19 protein-coding genes and 1 pseudogene are annotated in these 23,155 nt (G+C 61.8%); 10 read left to right on the top strand and 10 right to left on the bottom strand.

Annotated features, from left to right (window positions below):
- The first annotated feature begins 33 nt into the window (after positions 1-33).
- Genes IE00_RS12060 through IE00_RS12035 form a run of 6 tightly spaced genes read left to right on the top strand, consistent with a single transcriptional unit; the run spans position 34 to position 6,845 of the window.
- Complete coding sequence (locus IE00_RS12060) at positions 34-1,005, top strand: ABC transporter permease (protein ID WP_072297361.1); 972 nt, start codon at positions 34-36, stop codon at positions 1,003-1,005.
- Entirely contained in the window at positions 1,002-1,841 is an 840-nt protein-coding gene (locus IE00_RS12055) for an ABC transporter permease (RefSeq protein WP_072297360.1), read from the top strand. Before IE00_RS12060 ends, IE00_RS12055 begins: the two co-directional genes overlap by 4 nt.
- A complete protein-coding gene (locus tag IE00_RS12050) occupies positions 1,838-3,466 on the top strand; it encodes an ABC transporter ATP-binding protein (RefSeq protein WP_072297359.1) in 1,629 nt (542 codons plus the stop codon). Before IE00_RS12055 ends, IE00_RS12050 begins: the two co-directional genes overlap by 4 nt.
- A gap of 9 nt (positions 3,467-3,475) precedes the next feature.
- Entirely contained in the window at positions 3,476-4,495 is a 1,020-nt protein-coding gene (locus IE00_RS12045) for a histone deacetylase family protein (RefSeq protein ID WP_072297358.1), read from the top strand.
- 21 nt (positions 4,496-4,516) lie between these two features.
- Entirely contained in the window at positions 4,517-5,470 is a 954-nt protein-coding gene (locus tag IE00_RS12040) for an ornithine cyclodeaminase family protein (protein ID WP_072297357.1), read from the top strand.
- A complete protein-coding gene (locus tag IE00_RS12035; RefSeq protein ID WP_072297356.1) occupies positions 5,463-6,845 on the top strand; it encodes an FAD-binding oxidoreductase in 1,383 nt (460 codons plus the stop codon). The genes IE00_RS12040 and IE00_RS12035 overlap by 8 nt, the downstream gene beginning before the upstream one ends.
- On the opposite strand, the gene IE00_RS12030 is transcribed toward IE00_RS12035, so the two are convergent.
- Both IE00_RS12030 and IE00_RS12025 read right to left on the bottom strand, forming a co-directional pair.
- The gene (locus IE00_RS12030; RefSeq protein WP_072297355.1) at positions 6,833-7,810 is read right to left on the bottom strand and encodes a LysR family transcriptional regulator; all 978 of its coding nucleotides are present in this window, start codon (positions 7,808-7,810) and stop codon (positions 6,833-6,835) included. The two genes, IE00_RS12035 and IE00_RS12030, sit on opposite strands and share 13 nt — an antisense overlap.
- Before the next feature lie 181 nt (positions 7,811-7,991).
- Positions 7,992-8,795 carry a DUF4394 domain-containing protein gene (locus IE00_RS12025; RefSeq protein ID WP_072297397.1) on the bottom strand — a complete coding sequence of 268 codons (804 nt, stop codon included), beginning with the start codon at positions 8,793-8,795 and terminating at the stop codon, positions 7,992-7,994.
- Positions 8,796-9,118: 323 nt separating this feature from the next.
- Between IE00_RS12025 and IE00_RS12020 the strand changes: the two genes are divergently transcribed.
- Positions 9,119-10,285, top strand: a complete 1,167-nt coding sequence (locus IE00_RS12020) for an iron-containing alcohol dehydrogenase (protein ID WP_072297396.1) — start codon at positions 9,119-9,121, stop codon at positions 10,283-10,285.
- Here IE00_RS12020 and IE00_RS12015 read toward each other — a convergent pair.
- Positions 10,267-10,626, bottom strand: a complete 360-nt coding sequence (locus tag IE00_RS12015) for a c-type cytochrome (RefSeq protein WP_072297354.1) — start codon at positions 10,624-10,626, stop codon at positions 10,267-10,269. The genes IE00_RS12020 and IE00_RS12015 overlap by 19 nt on opposite strands.
- A 662-nt stretch (positions 10,627-11,288) precedes the next feature.
- Here IE00_RS12015 and IE00_RS20585 point away from each other — a divergent pair.
- Positions 11,289-14,633, top strand: a complete 3,345-nt coding sequence (locus IE00_RS20585; protein WP_072297353.1) for a M10 family metallopeptidase C-terminal domain-containing protein — start codon at positions 11,289-11,291, stop codon at positions 14,631-14,633.
- A 64-nt stretch (positions 14,634-14,697) separates the two neighbouring features.
- The gene (locus IE00_RS12005; protein ID WP_072297352.1) at positions 14,698-15,099 is read left to right on the top strand and encodes a hypothetical protein; all 402 of its coding nucleotides are present in this window, start codon (positions 14,698-14,700) and stop codon (positions 15,097-15,099) included.
- A 314-nt stretch (positions 15,100-15,413) separates the two neighbouring features.
- On the opposite strand, the gene IE00_RS20365 is transcribed toward IE00_RS12005, so the two are convergent.
- The 4 genes from IE00_RS20365 to IE00_RS11995 are packed head-to-tail and all read right to left on the bottom strand — an operon-like array spanning position 15,414 to position 16,971.
- On the bottom strand, positions 15,414-15,881 hold the full coding sequence (locus IE00_RS20365; protein ID WP_205949675.1) for a GAF domain-containing protein: 468 nt from the start codon (positions 15,879-15,881) through the stop codon (positions 15,414-15,416).
- 27 nt (positions 15,882-15,908) lie between these two features.
- On the bottom strand, positions 15,909-16,346 hold the full coding sequence (locus tag IE00_RS20360; RefSeq protein WP_205949674.1) for a GAF domain-containing protein: 438 nt from the start codon (positions 16,344-16,346) through the stop codon (positions 15,909-15,911).
- A gap of 35 nt (positions 16,347-16,381) precedes the next feature.
- Positions 16,382-16,672: a pyridoxamine 5'-phosphate oxidase family protein gene (locus tag IE00_RS20355; RefSeq protein ID WP_205949673.1), complete on the bottom strand. Its 291-nt coding sequence runs from the start codon at positions 16,670-16,672 to the stop codon at positions 16,382-16,384.
- On the bottom strand, positions 16,669-16,971 hold the full coding sequence (locus IE00_RS11995) for a pyridoxamine 5'-phosphate oxidase family protein (protein ID WP_072297351.1): 303 nt from the start codon (positions 16,969-16,971) through the stop codon (positions 16,669-16,671). Before IE00_RS11995 ends, IE00_RS20355 begins: the two co-directional genes overlap by 4 nt.
- A 201-nt stretch (positions 16,972-17,172) precedes the next feature.
- Here IE00_RS11995 and IE00_RS20895 point away from each other — a divergent pair, with 201 nt between their 5' ends.
- The gene (locus tag IE00_RS20895; protein WP_083554336.1) at positions 17,173-17,916 is read left to right on the top strand and encodes a helix-turn-helix domain-containing protein; all 744 of its coding nucleotides are present in this window, start codon (positions 17,173-17,175) and stop codon (positions 17,914-17,916) included.
- Here IE00_RS20895 and IE00_RS20890 read toward each other — a convergent pair.
- From IE00_RS20890 to IE00_RS11985, 3 genes and pseudogenes are all read right to left on the bottom strand, one after another.
- Positions 17,821-18,024, bottom strand: a pseudogene (locus IE00_RS20890) (hypothetical protein); the annotation flags it as partial. The gene IE00_RS20895 and the pseudogene IE00_RS20890 sit on opposite strands and share 96 nt — an antisense overlap.
- Positions 18,025-18,572: 548 nt before the next feature.
- On the bottom strand, positions 18,573-19,961 hold the full coding sequence (locus tag IE00_RS19775) for a DUF5677 domain-containing protein (RefSeq protein ID WP_139291420.1): 1,389 nt from the start codon (positions 19,959-19,961) through the stop codon (positions 18,573-18,575).
- Between the two features lie 674 nt (positions 19,962-20,635).
- Positions 20,636-22,903 (bottom strand): restriction endonuclease, encoded by a 2,268-nt coding sequence (locus IE00_RS11985; RefSeq protein ID WP_205949672.1) that lies wholly within the window; start codon positions 22,901-22,903, stop codon positions 20,636-20,638.
- Between the last annotated feature and the right edge of the window lie 252 nt (positions 22,904-23,155).

Raw genomic sequence — 23,155 nt, 5'->3', positions numbered from 1 at the left:
CCTGCGGACGGACCAGATGAAAGGACCTGTGCGATGGCACGTTTCATCCTGGGCCGGTTGGTCAAGGCGGCGCTGACGCTGCTGGCCATCCTGGTCCTGAACTTCTTCCTGATCCACGCGGCCCCCGGCGATCCGGCGATGATCATGATGGCCGAAACCGGCTCGTCGGACCCGCAGGTGCTGGCCGACATGCGGGCGCGGTTCGGGTTGGACCAGTCGCTGCCGGTGCAGCTGGCGCTTTACATCAAGGGCTATCTGACGCTGGACATGGGCTGGTCGTTCCGTCGCGACGTCCCGGTCTTCGATCTGATCGCCGATCGCCTGCCCGCGACGCTGCTGCTGACCACGACGGCCTTTGCGATCTCGCTTGGGCTGGGCGTGCTGGCGGGGGCCCTGGCCGCGCGGCGGCAGGGTGGATGGGGCGACACGATCATCTCGACCGTGGCGCTGCTGTTTTACGCGACGCCGCTCTTCTGGATGGCGCTGATGGCGTCGCTTTTGTTTTCGGTGGGGCTGGGGTGGCTGCCGGGCTTTGGCTATGAAACCGTGGGGGCGAATTACACCGGGCTTGCGCGGATGGGCGACATCGCGCTGCACCTGATCCTGCCCGCCACGACCCTGGGGCTGTTCTTCACCGCCGTCTATGCCCGCATGACCCGCGCCTCGATGCTGGAGGTGAACCGCCTGGATTTCGTCAAGACCGCCCGTGCCAAGGGGCTGCGCCCATCCGTCATCACCCGCCGGCACGTGCTGCGCAACGCGCTGCTGCCCATCATCACGCTGGCCGGTCTTCAGGCCGGTCAGCTGGTCGGCGGCGCCGTCCTGACCGAGACCGTCTTTGCCTGGCCCGGCATCGGCCGCCTGATGTTCGAGGCGATCGCCCAACGCGATTACAACATCATCCTGGGCGTCTTCTTCGTGTCGGCCGCGCTGGTCCTTCTTTTCAACCTGATCACCGACCTGCTCTACATGGTCGTCGATCCCCGCATCAGGCTGCAATCATGAACACGTTCTGGTCCCGCTATGCCCGCAACAGGGGCGCCGTGATCGGCCTGGTGCTGCTGGGCGTCGTCGTTCTTCTGGCCGTTCTGGGTCCCTTCCTGACGGCACAGGACCCGTGGCGCATGGTGCAGCGCCCCTTCCTGCCGCCCTTTCAGGACAGCGCGCTGCCGCTTGGCACCGATGCGCTTGGCCGCGATGTCCTCAGCCAGCTGATCCACGGGGCACGGGTGTCGCTGCTGATCGGGCTGGTCTCGACGCTGGCGGCGCTGGCGATCGGCGTGCCGGTGGGGGCCGTGGCCGGATATTTCCCCGGCTGGCACGACGACCTGCTGATGCGCTTCACCGAGTTCTTCCAGACCATTCCCAGCTTTGCGCTGGCCATCGTGCTGCTGATGATCTTTCAGCCGCAGCTGCATTTCGTGGTGCTGTCCATCGCGCTGGTCAGTTGGCCCCCCGTCGCCCGCCTGGTGCGCGGCGAGGTGCTGTCCCTGCGCCGCCGCGAATTCGTCGAGGCGGGCATCGTCCAGGGCCTGCGCCACCGCCATATCCTGGTCCATCACGTGATGCCGAACGTGCTGGCACCGATCATCATCCTGGCGTCCCTGATGGTGGCGACGGCGATCCTGCTGGAAAGTTCGCTGTCCTTCCTGGGGCTGTCGGACCCGAACGTGATGTCCTGGGGCTATATGATCGGGGCGGCGCGGACGGCGCTGCGCACGGCATGGTGGCTGTCCTTCATTCCGGGCATCGCCATCGTCTTCACCGTCCTGGCGCTGAACCTGGTGGGCGAAGGGTTGAACGACGCCCTGAACCCCAAACTGAACAGGGGCGACGCATGAGCCTGCTTTCCGTCACCGACCTGACCATCGCCCTGCCGAAAGGGGCCGACCGCCCCCATGCCGTCAAGGATGTCAGCTTCGATCTGAACCACGGCGAGATGCTGTGCATCGTCGGCGAAAGCGGGTCGGGCAAATCCATGTCCGCCAATGCCGTCATGGGGCTGCTGGCCGAGGGGCTGTCCGTGGCCCGTGGTTCGATCACCTTCGACGGACAAGACCTTGTCCAGCTGTCCGAGGCGCAGATGCGCACCCTCCGCGGCCGTCGGATCGGGATGATCTTTCAGGAACCCCTGACCGCGCTGAACCCCCTGATGCCCGTCGGCCGCCAGATCGAGGAGGTCTTCGAGGCCCACGGCATGCTGACACCCGCCGCCCGCCGCGACCGCGTCATCGACCTGCTGACCGAGGTGGGCCTGCCGGACCCCGCCGCCAGTGCGCGCGCCTATCCCTTCCAGATGTCGGGCGGCCAGCGCCAGCGGGTGGTGATCGCCATGGCGCTGGCGCTGGAGCCCGCGATCCTGATCGCCGATGAACCGACCACTGCGCTGGACGTCACCACGCAGGCGCAGATCCTGCGGCTGCTGGACGATCTGCGGCGTCGGCACGATATGGGGGTGGTGTTCATCACCCACGACCTGGGCGTCGTGGCCGACATCGCCGACCGGGTGCTGGTGATGCAAAGCGGCGTCATCGTGGAACAGGGCGCGGCATCCGACGTGCTGTTGCGCCCGCAGCATCCCTATACCCAGGCCCTGCTGGATGCGATCCCGCAGCTGAAGGGCATGACCGATGATGCCCCGGTCCCGACCGCCGCGCCCCTGCTGCAGGTCAAGGGATTGCACAAGCAGTTCCGCAGCGGCGGCGGATGGCTGGGCGGCAAGCCCCGCGTGGTGACCGCGCTGGACGACATCAGTTTTGATCTGCAGGCCGGCGAGACGATCGGCATCGTGGGCGAAAGCGGGTCCGGCAAATCCACCCTTGGCCGCGCCATCGTGCGGCTGCAGGATGTCGACCGGGGACAGGTGCTGCTGAACGGCCGCGACATGGCGGCCCTGCGCGGCGAGGCGCTGCGCCGCGACCGCAAGCGCGTCCAGATGATCTTTCAGGACCCCTATTCCAGCCTGCCGCCGCGCCAGAGCATCGGCAAGACCCTGACCGAAGGGCAGGTGGCCCATGGCACGCCTATCGCCCAGGCCCGCGACCGTGCCGCGGCCCTGCTGGACCGCGTGGGGCTGGATGCCGGGTCGATGTCGCGCTTTCCGCATGAATTTTCGGGCGGGCAGCGCCAGCGCATCGGCATCGCCCGCGCGCTGGTGCTGGACCCCGAACTGATCGTCGCCGACGAAGCGGTCTCGGCGCTGGACGTGTCGGTGCAGGCACAGGTCCTGGACCTGCTGGCGGGGCTGAAGCGCGACCTGAACCTGTCGATGCTGTTCATCACCCATGACCTGCGGGTCGCTGGCCAGATCTGCGACCGGCTGATCGTCATGCAGAAGGGCCGCATCGTCGAGGCGGGCGACGCCGCCCGCATCCTGAACATGCCGTCTTCGGATTATGCGCGGGGCCTGCTGGCGGCGCTTCCGGGGCGGGAATTCGAAACGGCCCGCGCCGCCGCGCGGGTATGAGGACATATGATGAATTTCTTTCACGACGACCACCAGCGCGCCCATGATCCGCAGTTCCGCCTGCTGAACGGCCGCGTCACCCAGAACCCCGACCGCCCCGAGCGTGTGGACCTGTTGCTGGATGGCGCGACGCGGGCCGGTCTGACGCGCCATGTCCCCACCGATCACGGCATGGCGCCTTTGGCGGCCCTGCATACGCCGCGCTATCTGGATTACCTGGCATCGATCCACGACAGGCGGCGCGCGGAATATCCCGACCTGTCCGAGGTCGTTCCCAGCCGCTTCTGCCTGGACCCGATGCGCCATTACAGCCCCGAACCCGAGGCGCAGATCGGTTTCCACAACGCCGACACATCCTGTCCCATCGGCCCGCACAGCTGGGACGCGATCTATTGGTCGGCGCAGACCGCGCTGTCGGGGGCGGATGACATCCTTAGCGGGGCGCGGGCCTGCTATGCCCTGTCACGTCCCTCGGGGCATCATGCGTACTCCGAAATCGCGGGCGGATTCTGCTTTCTGAACAATTCGGCCATCGCGGCGGAATATCTGCGCGCGCAGGGGCACCGGCCCGTGGTGCTGGATATCGACGTGCATCACGGCAATGGCACGCAGGCGATCTTTTACGACCGCGCCGACGTGCTGGCGATATCGCTGCATGTCGATCCGATGCAGTTTTATCCCTTCTATGCGGGCGCTGCCGGGGAAAGCGGCGCCGGGCGCGGCGAAGGGTACAACCTGAACCTGCCCCTGCCGCGCGGGTCGGGCATTGCCGCCTATCTGCCCGCGCTGGATACGGCCCTGGCCCGGATATCCGGTTACGGCGCGACGGTGGTGGTCGTGGCCCTGGGCCTGGACGCGCATGAGGGCGACCCCTTTCGCGGCATGACGCTGACCACCGCCGATTTCGCCACGATCGGGGCGGCGATCCGGGCGGTGGACCTGCCTGTCCTGAACGTGCAGGAAGGGGGCTACATGCAGCCCGCGCTTGGGGACAATCTTGCCAGCTATCTGGGCGCCTTCACCGCCTGAGCCATTTCGAAAGGACCCGCCATGCCTGCCGCGAACCTGCCCTATCTGCGTGCCGAAGACGTCGATGCGCATCTGAACTGGCCGATGATGGTCGAGGCCATCGCGGATGGGCATCGGCTGCCCCCGGCCCGGATCGGGGATCTGTTCCTGACGCGCGACGGGGACACCCTGCTGAACCGTGCGGCTTGGGTCGACGGGATCGGCATGGGCCTGAAGACGGTCACGGTGATGCAGGGCAACGGCGCGCGCGGCTTGCCCTCGGTCCAGGGGGTGATGGTGCTGTTCGACGACCAGACGGGCACGCCCGTGGCGCTGATCGACAGCGCGCTGGTCACCTATTGGAAGACGGCGGCGGATTCGGGACTGGGCGCGCGCTATTTGGCGCCGCCCGACAGCCGGCAGATGGTCATCATCGGCGCGGGGCAGGTGGCGGGGTCGCTGGCGCGGGTCTATCACGCGACCTTCCCGGACCTGGAGCGCATCCAGATCTGGAACCGCACCGCCGCGACGGCCGGCGACCTTGCTGAAAGGCTGACGGCCGACGGCATTCCCGCCACCGCCGCGACCGATCTGGCGCAGGCCGTGGGGCAGGCCGATATCGTGGCCAGCGCCACCATGGCCCGCGACCCGGTCCTGCGGGGGGAATGGGTGCGGCCCGGCACGCATGTGGACCTGGTGGGTGCCTTTCGCGCCGACATGCGCGAGGCCGACGACGCCCTGCTGCGCCGCGCGCGCATCTTCGTCGACAGCCGCCAGACCACGCTGGACCATATCGGCGAATTGAAGATCCCGCTGGCGGCGGGCGTCATCTCACGCGACAGCGTCCTGGGCGATTTCCATGATCTGGAGGCCGGTCGCGCAGGGCGCATGACCCGACAGGACATCACGCTGTTCAAGAATGGCGGCGGCGCGCATCTGGACCTGATGATCGCCCAGGCCATCATGGGCGCGTGGAAGGCCAAGGCGGATGCGTGATCGGTTTGACGACATCTGCCCGGCGGGCGCGATCGTCGGCCCCGACCGGCTGCGCGGCATGGACCCCGGCTATTGCGATGCCAGCCGCGCCGCAGGGCTGCTGCTGCGGCCGGACAGCACCGCCATGGTCGCGGCCATCTGCCGCCGTGCCAACGACGCCGGTACGCCCATCGTGGCGCAGGGCGGGCTGACGGGGCTGACCGATGCCACCGCCACGACGGGCGATCAGGTGGCCCTGTCGCTGGACCGCATGACCCGCATCCTGCGCGTCGATCCCCTGCAGCGCATCATCATCGCCGAGGCCGGTGCGACCATCGCCGATCTGGACCGCACCGCCGCGGAACACGGGCTGACGACCGGCATCGACATTCCGTCGCGCGACAGCGCCACGCTTGGCGGCGCCATCGCCACCAATGCGGGCGGGGTGCGGGTGATCAGGTACGGCATGACGCGCGACAACGTGCTGGGGCTGACGGCGGTGCTGGCCGACGGACGGATCATCGAGGAGATGAACACCCTGCCCAAGGACAACACGGGCTATGATGTGAAGCAGATGTTCATCGGGGCCGAAGGCACGCTGGGGATCGTCACCGCGGCGGTGCTGCGGCTTTATCCGCGGCCCGGCGCCAGTGTCTCGGCGCTGCTGGCCTGCCCGGATCTGGGTGCGGCGCAGGCGGTTCTGGCCATGGCGCAGGTCATGGCACCCGGCAGCCTGCTGTCCTTCGAGGCGATGTGGCCCGATTTCTATCGCCTGACGACCAGCTTTCTGTGTCCGGGCCGCGAACCCTTGGCCCCCGGCCCCGCGCTGCACCTGATCGTCGAGGTGACGGGCGCCACGCAGGACGCGGCCCAAGCGCTGCTGCTGTCGATCTTCGAGGCCGCCGCCGAGAGGGACCTGGTGCAGGACGGCGTCATCGCCAAATCCGACCGCGAACGCGCCGCCATCTGGGCCATCCGCGAGGATACAGACCTGATCGCCCGCCCCTTGGGCGCGATGCTGTCCTTCGACGTCAGCATCGGGGCCGATCGGATCGACGATTTCCTGCGCCGGTGGGACGACGCCCGGGCGCGCGATCTGCCCGATATCCAGTCCCATGTCTTCGGGCACCTGGGCGATTGCAACCTGCATGTCTGCGTGGCGCTGACGCCCCAGGCCAAGCAGGACCGCGGGCGCATCGACGATCTGTTCTATGCCACGCTGGCCGCGACGCCGGGGGCGTCCTTTTCGGCCGAACACGGCATCGGGTTGCAGAAACGCGCCAAGCTGGCGGCATCGAAATCGCCCGACACGTTGTCGCTGATGCGGCAACTGAAGCAGATGCTGGACCCGAAGGGCATCATGAACCCCGGCAAGGTGCTGGATCAGGCCCGGTAATCGCGCAGGGCGTCGGGTGTGTCTGCGATCTTTTTCAGCAGCAGGTCCAGGAAGGCCTGTTCGGCGCGGTTCATCCGCGCCTTGGGGTTCCACGCGACGTTCACGTCGATGCGCGGCAGCTGGTCATAGGGGGGTAGGCGCCACAGCACGCCCGCCTCGACATCGGGGCGCGCGACATGGACGGGCAGGGGCCCGACGCCCAGCCCCGCCGAGATCATGCGCCGCACCTCCTCGAGGTTCGGGGACGATCCGACAAGCCGGTCCGACAGGCCCAGCCTGGCCCGCATGACCGTCACGGGGCGCAGCGCGTCGCTCATCTGGTCGGTGACGAAACTGACCGAGCTTTCGCCGCGCAGCGCCTCGGGGCCGATATCCTGCTGGCCGTAAAGGTGATGGCTGCGGCCGCAGAAGATGCCGAAATATTCGCTGAACAGCCGCCGGTATTCCAGCCGTTCCTGGCGGTTCAGGGCCAGGCAGATCCCCACCGACACCGCGCTGTCGGCCAGCCGCGCCTGGACCTGGCGGCTGGCCATCACCTCGATCTCCAGCGTGGCTAGGGGGCAGGCCTTGTGGAAATCGCGCACGCAATCATCCAGCAGCGGCGAGATGACATGACTGGCGATGGCCAGCCGCACATGGCCCTTGATGGCATCGGTCACGTCGCGCAGGATCGTCGCCAGCCGCAGGACCGATCCGCGGATCTCGACGGCTTCGGCGTAAAGCCGTTCGCCGGCCTCGGTCAGGGCAAAGACGGTCGGGCCACGGTCGATCAGCCGCCGCCCCAGGCGATCCTCCAGCCGTTTCAGCGCGGCGCTGACGGTGGGCTGGGTCAGGTTCATCACCTCGGCCGCCTTCGAGATGCCGCCGGCCTGCACGATCACCACGAAACTGCGCAGCAGGTTCCAGTCCAGGTCATTGACCAGCCGCTGCGGATCCAGGCTGCGGGGGTGGGGGTGCCGTGTCATATGTCGCGCCGTCCTGATGCCGGGGTGCCGCCGCCGCCCCCTTGGCAGCGCGCTGACGCATGCTAGCGCCGCGGGGCGGGAAACATCCAGACGCCACCGCGCGAATTCGCAGGCAACGGCCATGCGAAAGGGCCGGGGCGCTGCCGCGCCCCGGCCCCATCTGATCCGCGCGTGGCGGTGATCACATCTTGGCGGTCATGAAGGTGATGTCGCGCAGCACCGCGTCGCCCGCATCCTTGATGTCCCAGCTTTCCTGGACCGAGCCGTCTTCCAGCGACACGCTGTGCAGCTGGCCGCCGGCGGCCAACCAGGCGGTGTTCGTGCCCTCGGCATCGGTGGCGATGTCGAAGGCATAGCTGTCGGCGCCGTCGATCCCCAGCTTGCCGATGGCGGCCAGCGTTCCGTCATTGGGCGAGGTCTGCTGGATCAGCGCCACGATGGTGCTGTCGATATCATACATGGCGGTCGCTTCGGGCTTGCCGAACGAATTGATATAGGCGGCGGCGACGATGGCCGGTTCTTCGCCCGCATGCATGTCGGCTTCTTCAAAGGCCAGCGAGCCGTCAACCGTCACCGCGCCGGTTTCAATGTCGACACGGTGGTTCGTCGTGCCCGACATGAAGCGCAGCTTGTCGGCCATGGGGTTGAAGTCGACGATCACCGATCCGCCCTCCGCGACGGTCAGTTCGGTATCCATGGTCGAGATGACGGTCGCGGCCCCGGTGGCGGGGTCGATCTCGACGATCTGGAACGTGTCGCTGACGCCGATCAGCTGACCGGTCGCGGGGCGCAGGTCGATGCCCAGCAGGCGGTCGACGCCTGTCACCTCCATCGATTCCGTCACCGTGGCCGTGCCGGCATCGATCTTGTGCAGCATCTTGTCGCCCGACAGGCCGATGGCGGTCATGGCGTGGTCGTCGGCCAGGGCTGCGCCGGCGGTTCCACAGATCAGGCCTGCAATGGTCAGGGCGCTCAGTTTGGTCATCATGGGTCGGCTCCTTGGTCGGGGGCGGCGGCCATTCCGCTGCCCGTATGAACCGAAGACGCCGCCGGTGGGCGACCGGATGCAAAGCGCGTCGTTTTTTTTATCCCCGGCCTTCGCGGCATGTCGCACGCCCCTGGGACGCCTGCCGGATGTCGGCGCCCGCCGGGGCAGGCGGGCACGGATGCCGGCCGTCGGGGGGTCCGTTTCGTCGATATCCCGGCCGGCATCCGGTTTCCGTCGCCACGGCGGAATCCCCTGACAGCCATGATCGGGCAGGCTAGCATGCCCCAAGGCCCGCCCACGCGCAGCAGATGGATCATCAGATGACAGACCCGACCCAGCCCTTCGCCTTCCAGACCCCCGGTGCTGTGACGGTCGAATGGGGCGGTGCCGCGCGCATGGGCGACCTGCTGGCCCGGCGCTTTGATGCACGCCGCCTGCTGATCGTCACCGACCGGTTCCTGCATGAAAGCGGCCTGCTGGACCCGATCATCAGGTCGCTGGCCGAACAGGGCTTTGCCGCGACGGTGTTTGACGACGTGGTGGCGGACCCGCCCGAGGACGTGGTGGAAAGCTGCGTCAGGCTGGGGCGCGACCGGGGTTGCGACATGGTGATGGGGCTGGGGGGCGGGTCGTCCATGGATATCGCCAAGCTGGTGGCCGCCCTGCTGGACACTGACCAGCCCCTGAGGGATCTTTACGGGATCGACAGGGTGCAGGGCGGCCGCCTGCCGCTGGTCCAGGTGCCCACCACCGCCGGAACCGGGTCCGAGGTGACGCATATCACCATCCTGACCACCGGCAGCACCACCAAGATGGGCATCGTCGCCCGCCAGCTTTTTGCCGATCTGGTGCTGCTGGACGCCCAGCTGACGGTGGGACTGCCTGCCGCGCAGACGGCGGCCACGGGGATCGATGCGATGGTTCACGCGATCGAGGCCTATACGGGGCGTCACCACAAGAACCCGCTTTCGGATCTGTTCGCACGAGAGGCACTGCGGCTGCTGGCGGGAAACCTGATCACGGCCTGCAAGGATGGCGGGAACCGCCCCGCGCGCGAGGCGATGCTGCTGGGTGCCAATCTGGCGGGCCAAGCCTTTGCCAACAGTCCCGTCGCGGCGGTGCATGCGCTGGCCTATCCGCTTGGCGGACATTTCCATCTGCCGCACGGACTGACGAACGCGCTGATGTTGGGGCCTGTCCTGCGGATGAACATGACAAGGGCGGCGCCGCTTTATGCCGAACTGGCCGATATCGTGATGGGTCCGACGGACGGCGACATCCAGCACCGTGCCGCAGCCTTCGTGGCCTTCATCGAGGACCTGATGGACCGGTCGGGCGCGCCGCGCCGCCTGCGGGATGTGGATGTGCCGCATGACAGCCTGCCGATGCTGGCGCGCGACGCGATGCTGCAGACCCGCCTGCTGGTCAACAACCCGGTCGAGGTCGACGAAGCCACCGCCCTGCGTCTTTACCGCGAAGCCTTTTGACGGGTCGCGCCCTTGGCCAGATAGCCTTCGCGTTGGTGGCGCAGGGGCGGCATCAGGCGGCCGCCCGTGTCATCCGCACCGTGACAGGAGGCGCAGCGGTGATCCTGGGCCAGCTGCGCGCCTTGGGCCATCTGTTCGGCGTTGGGCGTCGTCGCCACATCGACCGGACGGCCGACACATTCCTTGTCCACGATGAAGCCTGTCAGGAAGGGCTCGGTCCGGGCGATGCCGGTGTCGCCGTCCAGATAGGCGACCGCGACCTCGGCGCCTTCCTTGACGGTGCGGTTCCACGGACTGTGCTTGGCGATGAAGATCTGCGCCTTGTGGTCGTCGCCGAACATGTCCCCCTGATGGAATTGCATTCCCCGGGGCGCAGTATGGGCCCCCCAGCAGCGCTACGGGATTGGTGAACCACAGGTTCCCGGTCTAGTGGTTCCAGCCGAAGCCGACGGTGTTGCCCATGCCCGCCAGGATGGGCCGTGCATCGCTGCCGTTCAACCCCATGCGGCGGATCTCTCCGAAGCCTTTTCTCGCGTTCGCAGATGTTGCAGGGCGAGGAGTTCGAGACGTAAATCATGTCATCCGGTCCAACCCCCAGATAGCGCCAGCCCTGGGGGTGGACCGATCGGCCTGGGGCCTTGCGATGGGGCAGGGGGACCGGCCTGCCGGTTCCGGGGCGCCAGATTGTCAGCCTGCGCGAAAATCGCCCTCAAGTTGACGCATGGTCGCTTGTCCGCGTCGGCCTGATGTTGCCGACTTGACCTATGGTAAAGTCATCAATCTATCACACTGATGCGGATAGATAAAATTTAATCTATTGATAAATAATTGAATATGAAAGAAAAAATTAACACACGGGCGTGAACGGATGTGTAGACAGGTCCGGATTTAGCTTGCATGATCTGCATATTAACCATCTTGGCAGGCCGCACATGCGGTTCCTGCCGATCATCAAATCGAACAGCCGTCATTACTTGTGGTTGTCAGACAGGGAATCCCGAAGATGCTGAATGCAAGCCAGACCCAGGACCCGTGGTGGATCAATGATCAAAGCCCGGACGATCCTTTTGGCAAAAGCGACGATTACGAAGCCTTCCTTGATTACGTCGGTGCGCTGAACCGCGACCTGACCCCCGAGATCGCGGCCGAACCGCTGCGTATCAACGTGTCCGAACTGAACGATCATCCCGATTACCAGGCCGCGGCCGTCGGCGCGCTGGCCATGTGGTCGTCGGTCACGCCGCTGACCTTCGAGGTCGTCTATGACACGCCCTTCGACAGCGACACCGACTGGATGGAGGTCGTCAGCCCCGAGCTGGGCGAGCAGAGCGACGGCAGCGCCTTTTCCAGCAACCGCTATGTCAGCATCGGCCAGCGTTTCCACGATACCGAGCCCAACAAGACCGATATCGGCGGCTATGTTTTCGACAGCTTCGTGCATGAATTCGGCCATGAATTCGGCCTGAACCACCCGGGTCTGTATAACTACAGCGGACCGGGCGGCGTGCAGATCAACTATCTGAACAACGCCACCTGGAGCTATGACCGCCAGCAATACAGTGTCATGTCCTATTTCGACGGGATCGACGTGGGCGAACGGTCCAGCTGGGCGGCCGTGACGCCCCTGATGGCCGATATCGAGGCGATCAACCGTCGCTTCTTCTCGACCGTCGATGAGGACGGGGTGCGGACCTTCCAGAAGATCGACCTGAACACCGGCGACAACATCTATGGCTTCGGCAGCACCGAATACGGATACACGCTGACCTCGTCGGGGATGCAGCACGATATCGGCTTCGTCATCCACGACACTGGCGGCACCGACACGATCGACTTTTCGGGATCGACCGCGGGCACCATCCTGGACCTGCGCGCCGGCGAGTTTTCCAGCGTCAACGGTCACCGCAACAACGTCTCGATCTATGCGGGCCATAACGAGGATGGCACCGAGTATTACATCGAGAACGGCATCGGCAGCCAGTTCGACGACGTGCTGATCGGCAATGACGGCAACAACGTCCTGGACGGCCTTGCCGGGGCAGACAGCATGGCGGGCTATGGCGGCGACGACGTCTATTACGTGGACTCGCTGGATGACATCGTGCGCGAGGAAGCTGACGGCGGCAACGACACCGTCGTCCTGCTGTCGCGCGACCTGAACATCCGCAAGATCGCCAATGTCGAGAACATCATCTATGCCGATGAATCCTCGCTGCAGGCGGCGGGCATGACCGAGGACGGCCCCGCGCCGATTATCGGCGACACGACCCTGACCAGCATCATCTTTGGTGATGAAACGGGCGAAACGCTGGATGGTGGTGCGGGCAGCAACACGATCTATGGCCGTGGCGGCGACGATGTGATCACCGGCGGCCGCGATTCCCTGGCCAGCCGCGACATCAACAACACCATCCCCGTGTCCCAGCTGGAGGATCAGACCGAGAGCGATGACGGCGGCGATGCGCTGTTCGGTGGCGACGGCAACGACACCATCTTCGGCGGCGCAGGCAACGACATCCTGGATGGCGGCGAAGGCGACGACGTCATGAGCGGCCAGGAAGGCATCGACGTCTTCATCGGCGGCGCCGGGACCGACACGGTCGATTACAGCAATGAAAGCCCCTTCCAGCTGATCGTGAACCTGCAAACCAATATCGCCAGCGGCGGCACCGCGTCGGGCGACACCTTCTATGGCATCGAGAATCTGATCGGGTCCGACGACCGCATCGACCGCTTCATCGGCACCGAGGCCGACAACCATTTCTGGGGCCGTGGCGGCGGTGACTTCTTCAACGGCGGCAACGGCAACGACACGCTGGACGGGGGCAATGACGGTGACATCCTCTATGGCGAGGGTGGCGATGACGTGCTGATCGGCGGCGCCGGACAGGACTATCTGCACGGTGGAGCGGGCAATGACACCATCGTCTATGCCGACAGCGCCACCGGGGTCACCGTCGATCTGGCGGCAGGCACCGCCAATGGCGGCGAAGCCGACGGCCCGGTCCAGATCGTCGGTCGCGGCACGCTGATCCGCCATGACATCATCGTCGACGTCGAAAACGTCGTCGGTTCGGCGAATGACGATCGCCTGATCGGCACGGCCGAGGTCAACGACCTGGCTGGCGGGGCCGGAAACGACACGCTGACCGGCGGTGGCGGGTCCGACATCCTGAATGGCGGCGCGGGCAACGACACGGCCGATTATTCGGACGTGAACCGCGGCATCCGCCTGATGCTGGATCGCAGCGGCAATGGCGGCGACACCTATGTGTCGATCGAGAACCTTGCCGGCACCGGCTTCAAGGATCGCATCACCGGCGATGACGGCGCGAACGTCCTGACCGGGCAGGGCGGTGACGATCTGATCAAGGGCGGGGCCGGCAACGACACCCTGCTGGGCGATTTCGGCGACCGCGAGGATGCCATTCCGCGCCCCGGCATGGGCAGCGGCTATGCCACGCTTGGCGCGGATGCGGGCAACAACTCGATCGAGACGGCGTTCGACATTTCGGACAACTTCTCGCTGGCGGCCGATCCCGACATCTTCGACTCGACCACGGTGCTGCACACCACCGTCAACGCGACCGGCAACGGGCAGGGCGGCTATTACAGCCTGAACCTGGCCGCGGGCACCGTCCTGACCATCGACATCGATGGCATCGCCGATCCCAACGTCCATGACAGCTGGGTCCGGCTGCTGGATGCCGAGGGCAATATCGTCGCGCAGAACGACGATGGCGGCGGCGATCCCGGTTCGAACAGCAACCGTGATTCCAGCACCGTCTTCGTGGCGCAGGAAAGCGGCACCTATTACATCGTGGAAGGCAGCTGGTCGCCCGACGCGCCGGGTGATGGCTGGTCCGAAACCGTCCCCGAAGGGTCGGAATACGAGCTGAACGTCTCGGTCGATTTCCCGCCCGCCCCCGCTGAGCCGGGCGAGGCCGGCGATGACCGGATGCGCGGCGGGGCCGGCGACGACCTGCTGGATGGCGGCCTGGGTGCCGATACCCTCAGCGGTGGTGACGGGGCGGATTCCTTCCGCTTCTCGACCGAGCTTGGTGACGGCAATGTCGATCGGGTCAATGATTTCGACAGCGCCGAGGACATGATCCTGCTGGATGATTTCATCTTCACCGATCTGGGGGCCGAAGGTGCGCTGTCCGAGGATATCTTCGTCAGCAACCCGGGCGGGTTGTCCTTCGGCGCTGAGGACCGTGTCATCTATGACAGCAACAGCGGATCGCTGTCCTATGATGCCGATGGTTCGGGCGAACTGGCCGCGATCCAGTTTGCGCAGCTGAACGCGTCGCTGACGCTGTCGGCTTCGGATTTCGTGATCGTCTGACAGGTGACAAGAGGGGAGCATTCGTGCTCCCCTCGGTCCAATTCCATCCGGAGAGGTTTGCATCATGAACGACCATCTGAAACGCCGCACCTTGATGCTGGGCGTCGGTGCGGTCCTGATGGCACGGCAGGCCCATTCCGAACCGTCCACCGACATTCGGGTGATCCTGGCCTTCGAGGGCGGGAACCAGATCCCCAAGGGGTCAATCGACATCACGCTGGAAGACCCGGCCATGGCCGACAAGACCGCCCTTCAGGACATGACGTGGCGCGTGACCAGCACCGGCAAAGATCGAAAGATCGCCGTCCCTGTTCCCGTTTCATCGCCCGCCGCCAGGACAGGCTCGGGCACGGCGCAGATCGTCGCCCGGATGACACGGGCTGATGGTTGGCTGCTGGCGCGCGGCAGCGCCCGGTTCCAGGCGGACCAACCCATCGAGATCACATTGCACCAGGTGATGTATTGACGGCATCTTGCTTCGATGCGGTACTCCTGACGGCTGCCTGAAGACTTGGGGCGACGGCCAGCGTGACAGGCCCGTTCCCGTCTGGCGTCCCAGCTAGCTCTGACCGGCGCCATTTTTCCGCGTTTCGACATCGTCGATGGTCAATCTGATGAGCCTCGGCACGGGGCAAAAACAACGCATGCCGCGGCGTCCGGTTTTCAAAAGAGACCCGAGGGGGCGTGATGGGACCCTCGGTCCTAGGGCGCGCGCCTGATTTCCGGGCGGTGCGTCATCTCAAGACGAACAAGCCCCCGGCCCATGCGGACTAGGCGCACCTAGCAGCATTTTTCCTCCAGTCGCTGGTGCAAAAGCAGCAGTCTGGTTTCAAGATTGTCCTTGAAATCCGGCAGCCGGCGCTCGGGTGCCAGCCGGATCTCGCGGTTCGAAAACTCGGCGCGGCCTTCGACTAGATATCGTTCAAGCAGATAGACCAGCAGCCGCCCGGCCACGCCGCGGATCACATAGTCGTTGTCGATGAAGACGCTGTCATCGACCGTGTGATGGACGACACGGAAACTTTCCTTCGGCAGCCTTGCGCCCACCCTTGGCAGGGCTGGCAGTGCTTCGCGCGCCATGATTTCGCTGATCGGAAGCGTTGCGGCCGCGTGATTGCCGATCATCGACAGGGCCGCCGCGTCGTCTCGGCCGAAGGCAAATCGCCTTGGGCCTTCGGCAAACAGGACGCCGTAGAGCGCTCCCTTGACATGGATCGGCACGGCAAGCTGGCTCTGGGCCTCGGGCATGCCCGGCAGAGCGATCGTGCGGGTTTCCTACTCGGGGGAGGAGGTGTCGCGGATCGCTGCCCCGAAGCGGCGCAGGCGACACATGTCACTGACCCGGATCGGTCGTCCAAGCGCTGCGGCCGCGCCCGCGATGCCGTGACCCATGGCGATTTCCGAGCCTGCCTCGGTCCGTGGATAACCGCGGCTTGCCATCGTCACCAGCATCTGTCGTTCGGGATCGAATTGGAACAGAATGGCCGCCGGCACATCCAGCAGCCTGCAGGCGCCATCCAGCGCGGCATCGACTATCCCGGCCGTTTCGGTTTCGGCGGTGATGCGCGTGATGGCGTCGGCGGCCCGTTCCAGGCTCGGGCGCGGCGGTGGGGCAGGCTGGGTCTGAGCCTCAAGGCCCTCGGGGTGGGGAATGGCGGTGATGGCGTCGACCCGGAAGACCGCCACGCTGGCAAGGCGCATGATGTCGGCCATTCCGACCTGGGCGCTTGAGGCGCGAAGGCTTGCGGTCATGGCCTCGAACAAGGGTCCCTCGGCCTCGTCGCGCACCAGGTCACCGCCAGCCGCGCCTGACGGCCGCTGGCCGCGTCGACCAGAATGACGCAGGCCTGAGGATTGTCGCGCAGATTGCGCGCAGTTTTGCCGAAGAACTGGTTCGACAGCGCGATGTGATGATCGTCGACCTCCTCGACATGGCTGAGATACGAGACATTGGGGACGCCATCGGCAGAGGTCGTCGCGATGATCGACGGGATCACACCCTCGAAGCAATCCCGAAGGTCGCTCAGGCGCAGGCTCATGTCACGACCGTGCCGGCGCGGGAACCCGGGGTCTGTTCAAAGACGCGGTCCACATCCAGCGTGGCCATCACGATATTACGCGCCGTCAGCCAGAAATCGATGGCCGATCCCTCGATCCCGAACCCGACGAGGCGCTGGCGAAGCTGCACGACATAGGCCACGGCACGGGCACAGTCGTCCGCATCGGCGTCGCGAAGGGCACCGCGCCCCTTGACCTGAAAGGCTCGATAGCTTTCAGGGTCCACGAAGGTGACGGAAAGCGCGCCGTTGTCGCGCAGATTGGCGACGGTCTTGGCCAAAGGCAGGCCGAAACGGTGATCTCCAGCCGGCCGGGCGCGACCAGACCGTGCCCGCCGGACCCGCATGCAATCTTCGGCCGGATCCGCGCGAGGCGTGTCTCCATCAAAGATACCAGCTTGAATCACGCTTGCGGCGCAGTGTGAATCCCTTTTGTCAACACGACATAAAATTGCCGAAAGCATGGGGAGCTTCATTACTTCATGCTTTGGGGCGACTTCCAATCATATACTGACCTTGCGATTTCTGACCAGTATTGCGACGGGCGGCTTGGAGCTCTTCACGTCGATCCGTCGCCCCAAGCGTCGGAACGCGTGCGCGGGAGGCTGCAATCGGCGCAGTCGGCCCTTAGCAGGCAGTCGATTCATGTACCGCGTGGCCGTGCAACGTTCCCAGACCGAACGTTCGTGCCTGGCGCAGCGAGATTGACCAGCACAGTCTGCTCTGCGGGTGCGGATTCGACGGGTGGCCGCAACATTCTAGTCTTTTTGCAAAGATGGAGTGTCAGTCATGAAGTATCGCACGCGGATGTTCTACACCGAGGTACAAAAATCGGAGATGTGGGATCGATGGCAGCGTGGAGAGTCGTTAGGTTCGATCGGCCGAAGTTTTGGGCGCGCGTCCTCGTCAAATTTTCCCCATCTGGCACGCACGGGCGGTATCAGCCCCCGGCACGCGTCCGATCCCGGATCGCATTGACGTTGCGCGAGAGGGAAGAGGTCTCTCGCGGGCTTGCGGCTGGTCTGACCTTGAGTGCAATCGCGCATGATCTGGCCCGGGCACCGTCCACCGTCAGCGGGGAAGTGGGGCGGAACGGCGGGCGGAAGACCATCCATTCCCATGCGGTCGAATACCTTCTCACTTTCTGCCGTCACGATGACGGCCAGCCTGCGCGCTGTCCACGAGCAAGCGGTGCGAAAGGACACCTGCAGGTTCACCGCGCCTGAATCGGCACGTTTGGGAATGCGGCGACGCCACGTGTAGATCGCGCCGCGGTGGAAGATGAAATTGGCGATGCCCATGGTGGGCCCCTTGGTTGGGGACACAGATGCCATGATGGATAGTGATGATGGACAATGGTCCAGATCGGTTGTCCGTCTTCGATAAGACGCTCTAGTTCAACGACTTAGAAGATGTTGGCTGGGGCGGTAGGATTCCACCGGATCAGCCGCAAGTCATTGAGCTATCGATAAATTCGTCACATCGACCGGATTTGCACCGTGATATGTGTTGCACCATCATCGTTCCGATGAAGGCTGGTCGCAAGGACATTGTTCCGTCGGTTTATTCAGAACAGCCAAGTGAAGGAGCACCAGACAACACCTAAATGTAACTAGGTAAAACGTCGCACTCGGCCCGTAGCCGCCAGTCAGCCCATGACGGGCGCTGCGGTGCAGCATCCCCAGACCGGACCTTCGTGCGTGCCGCAGCGCTATTGACCAGACACGGCCTGCTAGGCGGGACCTTTCTGCCGTTCGCTGCGCCCGCGCAAACCACTCGAAGTCGCAACATCAGCGACGCGCAAGGTGGGAGTAGAGGTTCGCTGAATTCGCAAGTCAAATAATAAGTTTAGGCCACAGTCGTCGATCAACAATAATCTGCATCAAGCTTCTGCAGCATCTGCCTTCCAATCTATTCGTGGCTTGAAAGAGGGAAACAATCGACTAATCTCTTCCAAGCTGCGGTTGCATAGCTTGCAACAGTCACTCAGGACCGATGGCATTGGATTTCCTGGAGCGGGTATCCGGTGAAGACGATGCAATGGATTCATGCAAACGGTGAACGACGAATCTCTTACCGCTCCCCAATGACCGTGAACAAACCCCGAAGTCCAATCATAGTATGCATCATACACATCTTTAACTCCTACATCGGTCGCCATTTTGCGAAGATCGAGTTTTGCCCAATTTCCCACAGCAATGTCTTTTGTCTCAAGCCACGCGTCCTCATTCGCCAACATTTCAAGACGCTCTATGTCAATTGAATCAGGCGTCTCTTCTGCAAATGTGTTTTTTAAGAATGCAAGCGCAGTCTGTCCGGATCCGTAGTTCCGATATTGCATCCAAATCGTTTCGTCGTCTTTAGTGGCGAGATATTTAAGGGTTATATAATTTTCTACAATAGTCCTTAGAATTATTCGTCCCGAAGCGAAGTTGTTTAATGGACTGACGGACAACTCCATAGCCAAAGTCAGCATATTTATTGTGAGGCCGAATGACCCATCCAGTCGAGGATCAATCGATGTGGTCTTGACGTTCGTCATGAAGTGGTCGCACAGTTCGGAGAGCGTGCTTTGAATGCTCATGCGAGTTGCGTCGACAGAAGCTCTCTCATGCGGCGAACGCTTCGGAATAATGCACGAGGTTTTGTTCATCATTTCATCCCAGAATTGCTTCGTTTGGGGCTGGGCAACACCTTCGGGGCGCTCTGTCCCGGACTCAATATTGCGGATCACCATTTCGAATGCGCGGATGGAGGGCCGAACCTTTCGCATATCCCCAAGGTTAGGGTATTTAACGACTTCTTCGATAAAGTTTGGGGGCGCGTGAACCCGCCCGCAACTAATCATAAAATAGACCTTGGCCCACCGCACATCCGTTGCTTCTTGTGAGTGATGATCAAGACAAGTAGCTATTCCTACCGCAAGTGGCTCAAGCTCTTTGGCGTCCGGAAAGAGGCGTTTCCAGTGTAAGTGATCCGGCAGGCTGCTTATAAGACCAATTGCTGCGCATGCCTCGTTCGCTTTCGTATTTCCCCTAATCGGAGCAAAAATTTCTTCGAACTCCTCGTATGGCAAGGTCGCAAGGAAGTTATGACCTAACTGGGCTCCATTCGTTCCGCTTAAAACCTTGGCGCCACAGTGGCAAACTTCTCTAAACAATTGAAGCGCCTCATCCCGCTTCATATTACCCACGCAAATCGCTGCCCACAGCATGTTCGGCAGAAAATCGTCGAGCCACGATGACCATTGCAGCGCAGATATGGATTTCAAAGGATGAAAGGGTGATCGGATAGTCCCCTTTTCAAATTTCCGTCTGTTAATTGGCGTAATGTCTTTACGCGGTCGCTTGGATTTTGGCAATTCTCACCTCTTGGATGTAGTGGTATAGTCGCGGGAGATTGCGAGGAAATACATTCAGAAAGCTATATAACGATAGCCCGGCGAGCTTTCTGCACGAACAGTATACCTAGTATGTCCCGAAGATCTACTTTGGCTGAGTGCGATGCAGCCGCTGCTAAGAGGCCTCCCATGCAGCGGCCTGCACGAGTGTCGGTTCAGAACTTTTCACGTCGATCGGCCGGCACTGGTGTCGGTACGGGGGCGGGGCAGCCTCGGACTCGCGCACTCGGCCCATACCAGACCCCCATGTTGCGTGCCTTTGCCGCTCCGCAGCTTCCGCTAAACGGCCATTCGTGACATCCTGCAGCGCTGTCTGAAGGAGGGGGAGCGGCTGAGAGGAGAACTTCGAACGGCCCGATATTGACGCAGAACAGCGGATTGTATCCACACCAGATTGTAAAGCTTGAGCATAGCACAAGCGTTACAAACTCTCCGACGCCCGTTTCGTTTTCTCAATTGGCGAACTTCGAGCTGATGACGCACTCCACATCGTCACTGGTGCAATGTGTATTTTTTGCGTTGAATGGGCACAAGAAACCTTTCCGTCAGCTTCTGTCAAAAAGGTCATCGATTCTATCCTGCGGAGATAGTAAAGCCTCTACCTTCAAGTGTTGCATTGGTCGTTCGAAATTTTCATGACCTTCATATGATGCTTCTTGATTGCTGTACTGAATTTGAGTGAAGTCGATGCCATCCAAGATTTTATCCACCTCCTCATCGGTAAAAGATAAATTTCCGGAATGCAGGTCGATGTACTCACGCGCCCAGTTTACTGCGTCACCATATTGCTCATCGCTAAAAAAACTTATTAGAACGTTATCTTCAATAATATAATGTTCTACATTTTCCTCCCAATGCTCGAGCGTCGCTTTTCTGTAACGTAGATTAACTTCAGGCAAACCTTCAAGGCTGACGTGCTCCAACTCTTGAATTAAAACGCCCAATTTCTCAAACTCAGCAACGCCATCAGCCTTGTCGATTGCCCAAGTCAAGAAATTCAAACTACAGCTTGGTATTATTTCAACCTTCATTTTCAGCAAGCTGGTAAGCACCTCGCAGGCCATCTCCAAGCCGCTCCCTGAGCAAAGGTCCGATACCAGCATGTGACGCAACTCAGGAGCGAATTTCTCGGTCGGCAGCAGTACGCGACACATCGCATCTGCAAACGCCAAATGGGCGAGACGCCAGAAGTAACTCGGCTTTTGCGATCCAATTTTGAAATTCAGACATTTGTAGCAAAGCTCACGAACTACAGCTAAATACGCATCCTTGGAAACCCTTTTATCTGCTAACAAGCTGGAAAAGTTGTCAATAGATCTTGTGGTTTTCAGGGCTTGCAGAAAGGTGGAGAGCGCATGGCGATCATCTGCAAGCCTCGGTAGGACAAAATCCAAAATAGAGGGGTTGAACAACCCAACAGTAACCGTGCCAGATCGTGGGTTCAAATTTCGCGAAAGCGTGGACCCGACTGCGCCCCGTAAAGTCCTTGCAAAGTGATCTGCAACATTGCTTGGATTGGCAGTTCCATCTCGTAAAGCGCTATCCCGAAATGCATCCGCCAAGTCAATCTCAGATATACTCCCGCCATTCAAAACGACCAAGTTTATGACTACCCGCGTAAAATCATCGATTTGCCTGCTATAAACGTCAGACCATACATCTTGCGGATTCTCCAGTTTTAAGCTGATGTACTCCCAGTACGCATCTGGCGCCACTTCAGAAAGCCTGTCCGAGTCGGTGATAAATGATATAAGGCGGGGATTGAAATTCTTGTGACCCGCAATGTCCTGATAGTGCTTGTTCCTATATATCTCATCCACAAACTCCTCGCCAATACCGCCGAACCATATGTGATTGTAAAGTATATTTGCTTTGTCCAAGAGGCTAAGTGACGAAATTTTAACCTCGAACTCTTTTCGGTCGATTTTTCGATTTTCGAACAGGTCGCTCCAAACCTTCCCCTGATTAAGAACCGTCGATCGAGATGTCAGGATGAAGCGTTTATTTTTGTCCCGTTCAACTCGATCTATAAGGTCAAGAACTCGACTATCTTTACGCCCCTCAATTGCCAAAAGATAGTTTCTTCCAAGAAAATCATCGTAGTACAGTAGCTGCTTCTTGCCAGATTCGTAGACCGCCTCGACCTCCGAAAGGTCGTCCTCGATTACGCACAACTCATATTCCAGCCCCACGTAGTGGTGCGCCAGTTGATCTGCGAGGGTTGTCTTCCCCACGCCGGCTTCTCCGGTAATCACGACAGAATGAACTTCGTTTAACTTCTTGAGCGCCGCACCATGGGCTTCGGTGATAACATATCGCTTAGCTGCTTCAATTATAGCATCCCTCTTAGCCTCACTCCGCCCCGTCAATGCAGAGTTAAGCATCCGGTGCAGCACGTTTGAGCTTGCAAGCCAAAGCTTGTAATGCCGTCTCTCGACTTCGGAAAATTCATCCAAGAGATCATTTACATTCTCTTTCCCAATAATATCTTCGTCTGACGATATGTAAGGGGCAAAAATATCTCTGATCTCCTTCTTGTTGGCTTTAGAGAGCGGCTGAGATGTTGCAAAAATGTACCTTGTCGGATTTAGGGCTATGACCTTTTTGGCTTCGCTTTTCCTTAATATTCGCGTTAAATCAGCAAAGGAGCTACTCGCCCAGTGCTTGCTTTGAATGATAACGTCACCGGATGAGGTGGTGAAAAATCTGCCATCAATGCCTTTGTCTTTTCCAGGCTTGTAGCGATCAACGCGTACTCCTTCTCGCTTTGATAAAAGATCGTTAATTAGAGCTTCGAACTCCTTGTCGTTCAAGTTGTCAAAATTGTAGTTTTGCACTTGGCACCTCTTGAAGAGTTCTGGCTGCAACGTGTATCAAGTTTCAAACATTGGCAACCAGCTTACTGCCCGTAGTCACTACGTTAAACACGAGCCTCGCGGTGGCGTGAACCGTCTTAGGTCATTGCTTTTCAACTACCTCCAGGTAACGTGGGCGCGTGATGTAGCTTTTCCACCCTCTAAGCAAAACTCATTCATTTGCATTGTCGATTCCGAGCCCGAACTGAA

The sequence above is a fragment of the Paracoccus sp. SM22M-07 genome (assembly GCF_001887735.1).
In the GTDB taxonomy this organism is placed as follows: Bacteria; Pseudomonadota; Alphaproteobacteria; order Rhodobacterales; family Rhodobacteraceae; genus Paracoccus.
The sequence above is the reverse complement of the archived record's forward strand: the minus strand, read 5'-3'. Positions and strand labels throughout refer to the sequence as shown.

What these genes read in the sequence shown, in the direction of transcription:
- IE00_RS12015 (WP_072297354.1), bottom strand. Translation starts at nt 10,626, where the DNA reads ATGTTCGGCGACGACCACAAGGCGCAGATCTTCATCGCCAAGCACAGT.
- IE00_RS12025 (WP_072297397.1), bottom strand. Translation starts at nt 8,795, where the DNA reads ATGACCAAACTGAGCGCCCTGACCATTGCAGGCCTGATCTGTGGAACC.
- IE00_RS20895 (WP_083554336.1), top strand. Translation starts at nt 17,173, where the DNA reads ATGCTTTGGGGCGACTTCCAATCATATACTGACCTTGCGATTTCTGAC.
- IE00_RS12005 (WP_072297352.1), top strand. Translation starts at nt 14,698, where the DNA reads ATGAACGACCATCTGAAACGCCGCACCTTGATGCTGGGCGTCGGTGCG.
- IE00_RS12050 (WP_072297359.1), top strand. Translation starts at nt 1,838, where the DNA reads ATGAGCCTGCTTTCCGTCACCGACCTGACCATCGCCCTGCCGAAAGGG.
- IE00_RS12055 (WP_072297360.1), top strand. Translation starts at nt 1,002, where the DNA reads ATGAACACGTTCTGGTCCCGCTATGCCCGCAACAGGGGCGCCGTGATC.
- IE00_RS12030 (WP_072297355.1), bottom strand. Translation starts at nt 7,810, where the DNA reads ATGACACGGCACCCCCACCCCCGCAGCCTGGATCCGCAGCGGCTGGTC.
- IE00_RS12045 (WP_072297358.1), top strand. Translation starts at nt 3,476, where the DNA reads ATGAATTTCTTTCACGACGACCACCAGCGCGCCCATGATCCGCAGTTC.
- IE00_RS20360 (WP_205949674.1), bottom strand. Translation starts at nt 16,346, where the DNA reads ATGGCCGACATCATGCGCCTTGCCAGCGTGGCGGTCTTCCGGGTCGAC.
- IE00_RS12020 (WP_072297396.1), top strand. Translation starts at nt 9,119, where the DNA reads ATGACAGACCCGACCCAGCCCTTCGCCTTCCAGACCCCCGGTGCTGTG.
- IE00_RS12060 (WP_072297361.1), top strand. Translation starts at nt 34, where the DNA reads ATGGCACGTTTCATCCTGGGCCGGTTGGTCAAGGCGGCGCTGACGCTG.
- IE00_RS12040 (WP_072297357.1), top strand. Translation starts at nt 4,517, where the DNA reads ATGCCTGCCGCGAACCTGCCCTATCTGCGTGCCGAAGACGTCGATGCG.
- IE00_RS20365 (WP_205949675.1), bottom strand. Translation starts at nt 15,881, where the DNA reads ATGCCCGAGGCCCAGAGCCAGCTTGCCGTGCCGATCCATGTCAAGGGA.
- IE00_RS12035 (WP_072297356.1), top strand. Translation starts at nt 5,463, where the DNA reads ATGCGTGATCGGTTTGACGACATCTGCCCGGCGGGCGCGATCGTCGGC.
- IE00_RS20585 (WP_072297353.1), top strand. Translation starts at nt 11,289, where the DNA reads ATGCTGAATGCAAGCCAGACCCAGGACCCGTGGTGGATCAATGATCAA.
- IE00_RS20355 (WP_205949673.1), bottom strand. Translation starts at nt 16,672, where the DNA reads ATGAGCCTGCGCCTGAGCGACCTTCGGGATTGCTTCGAGGGTGTGATC.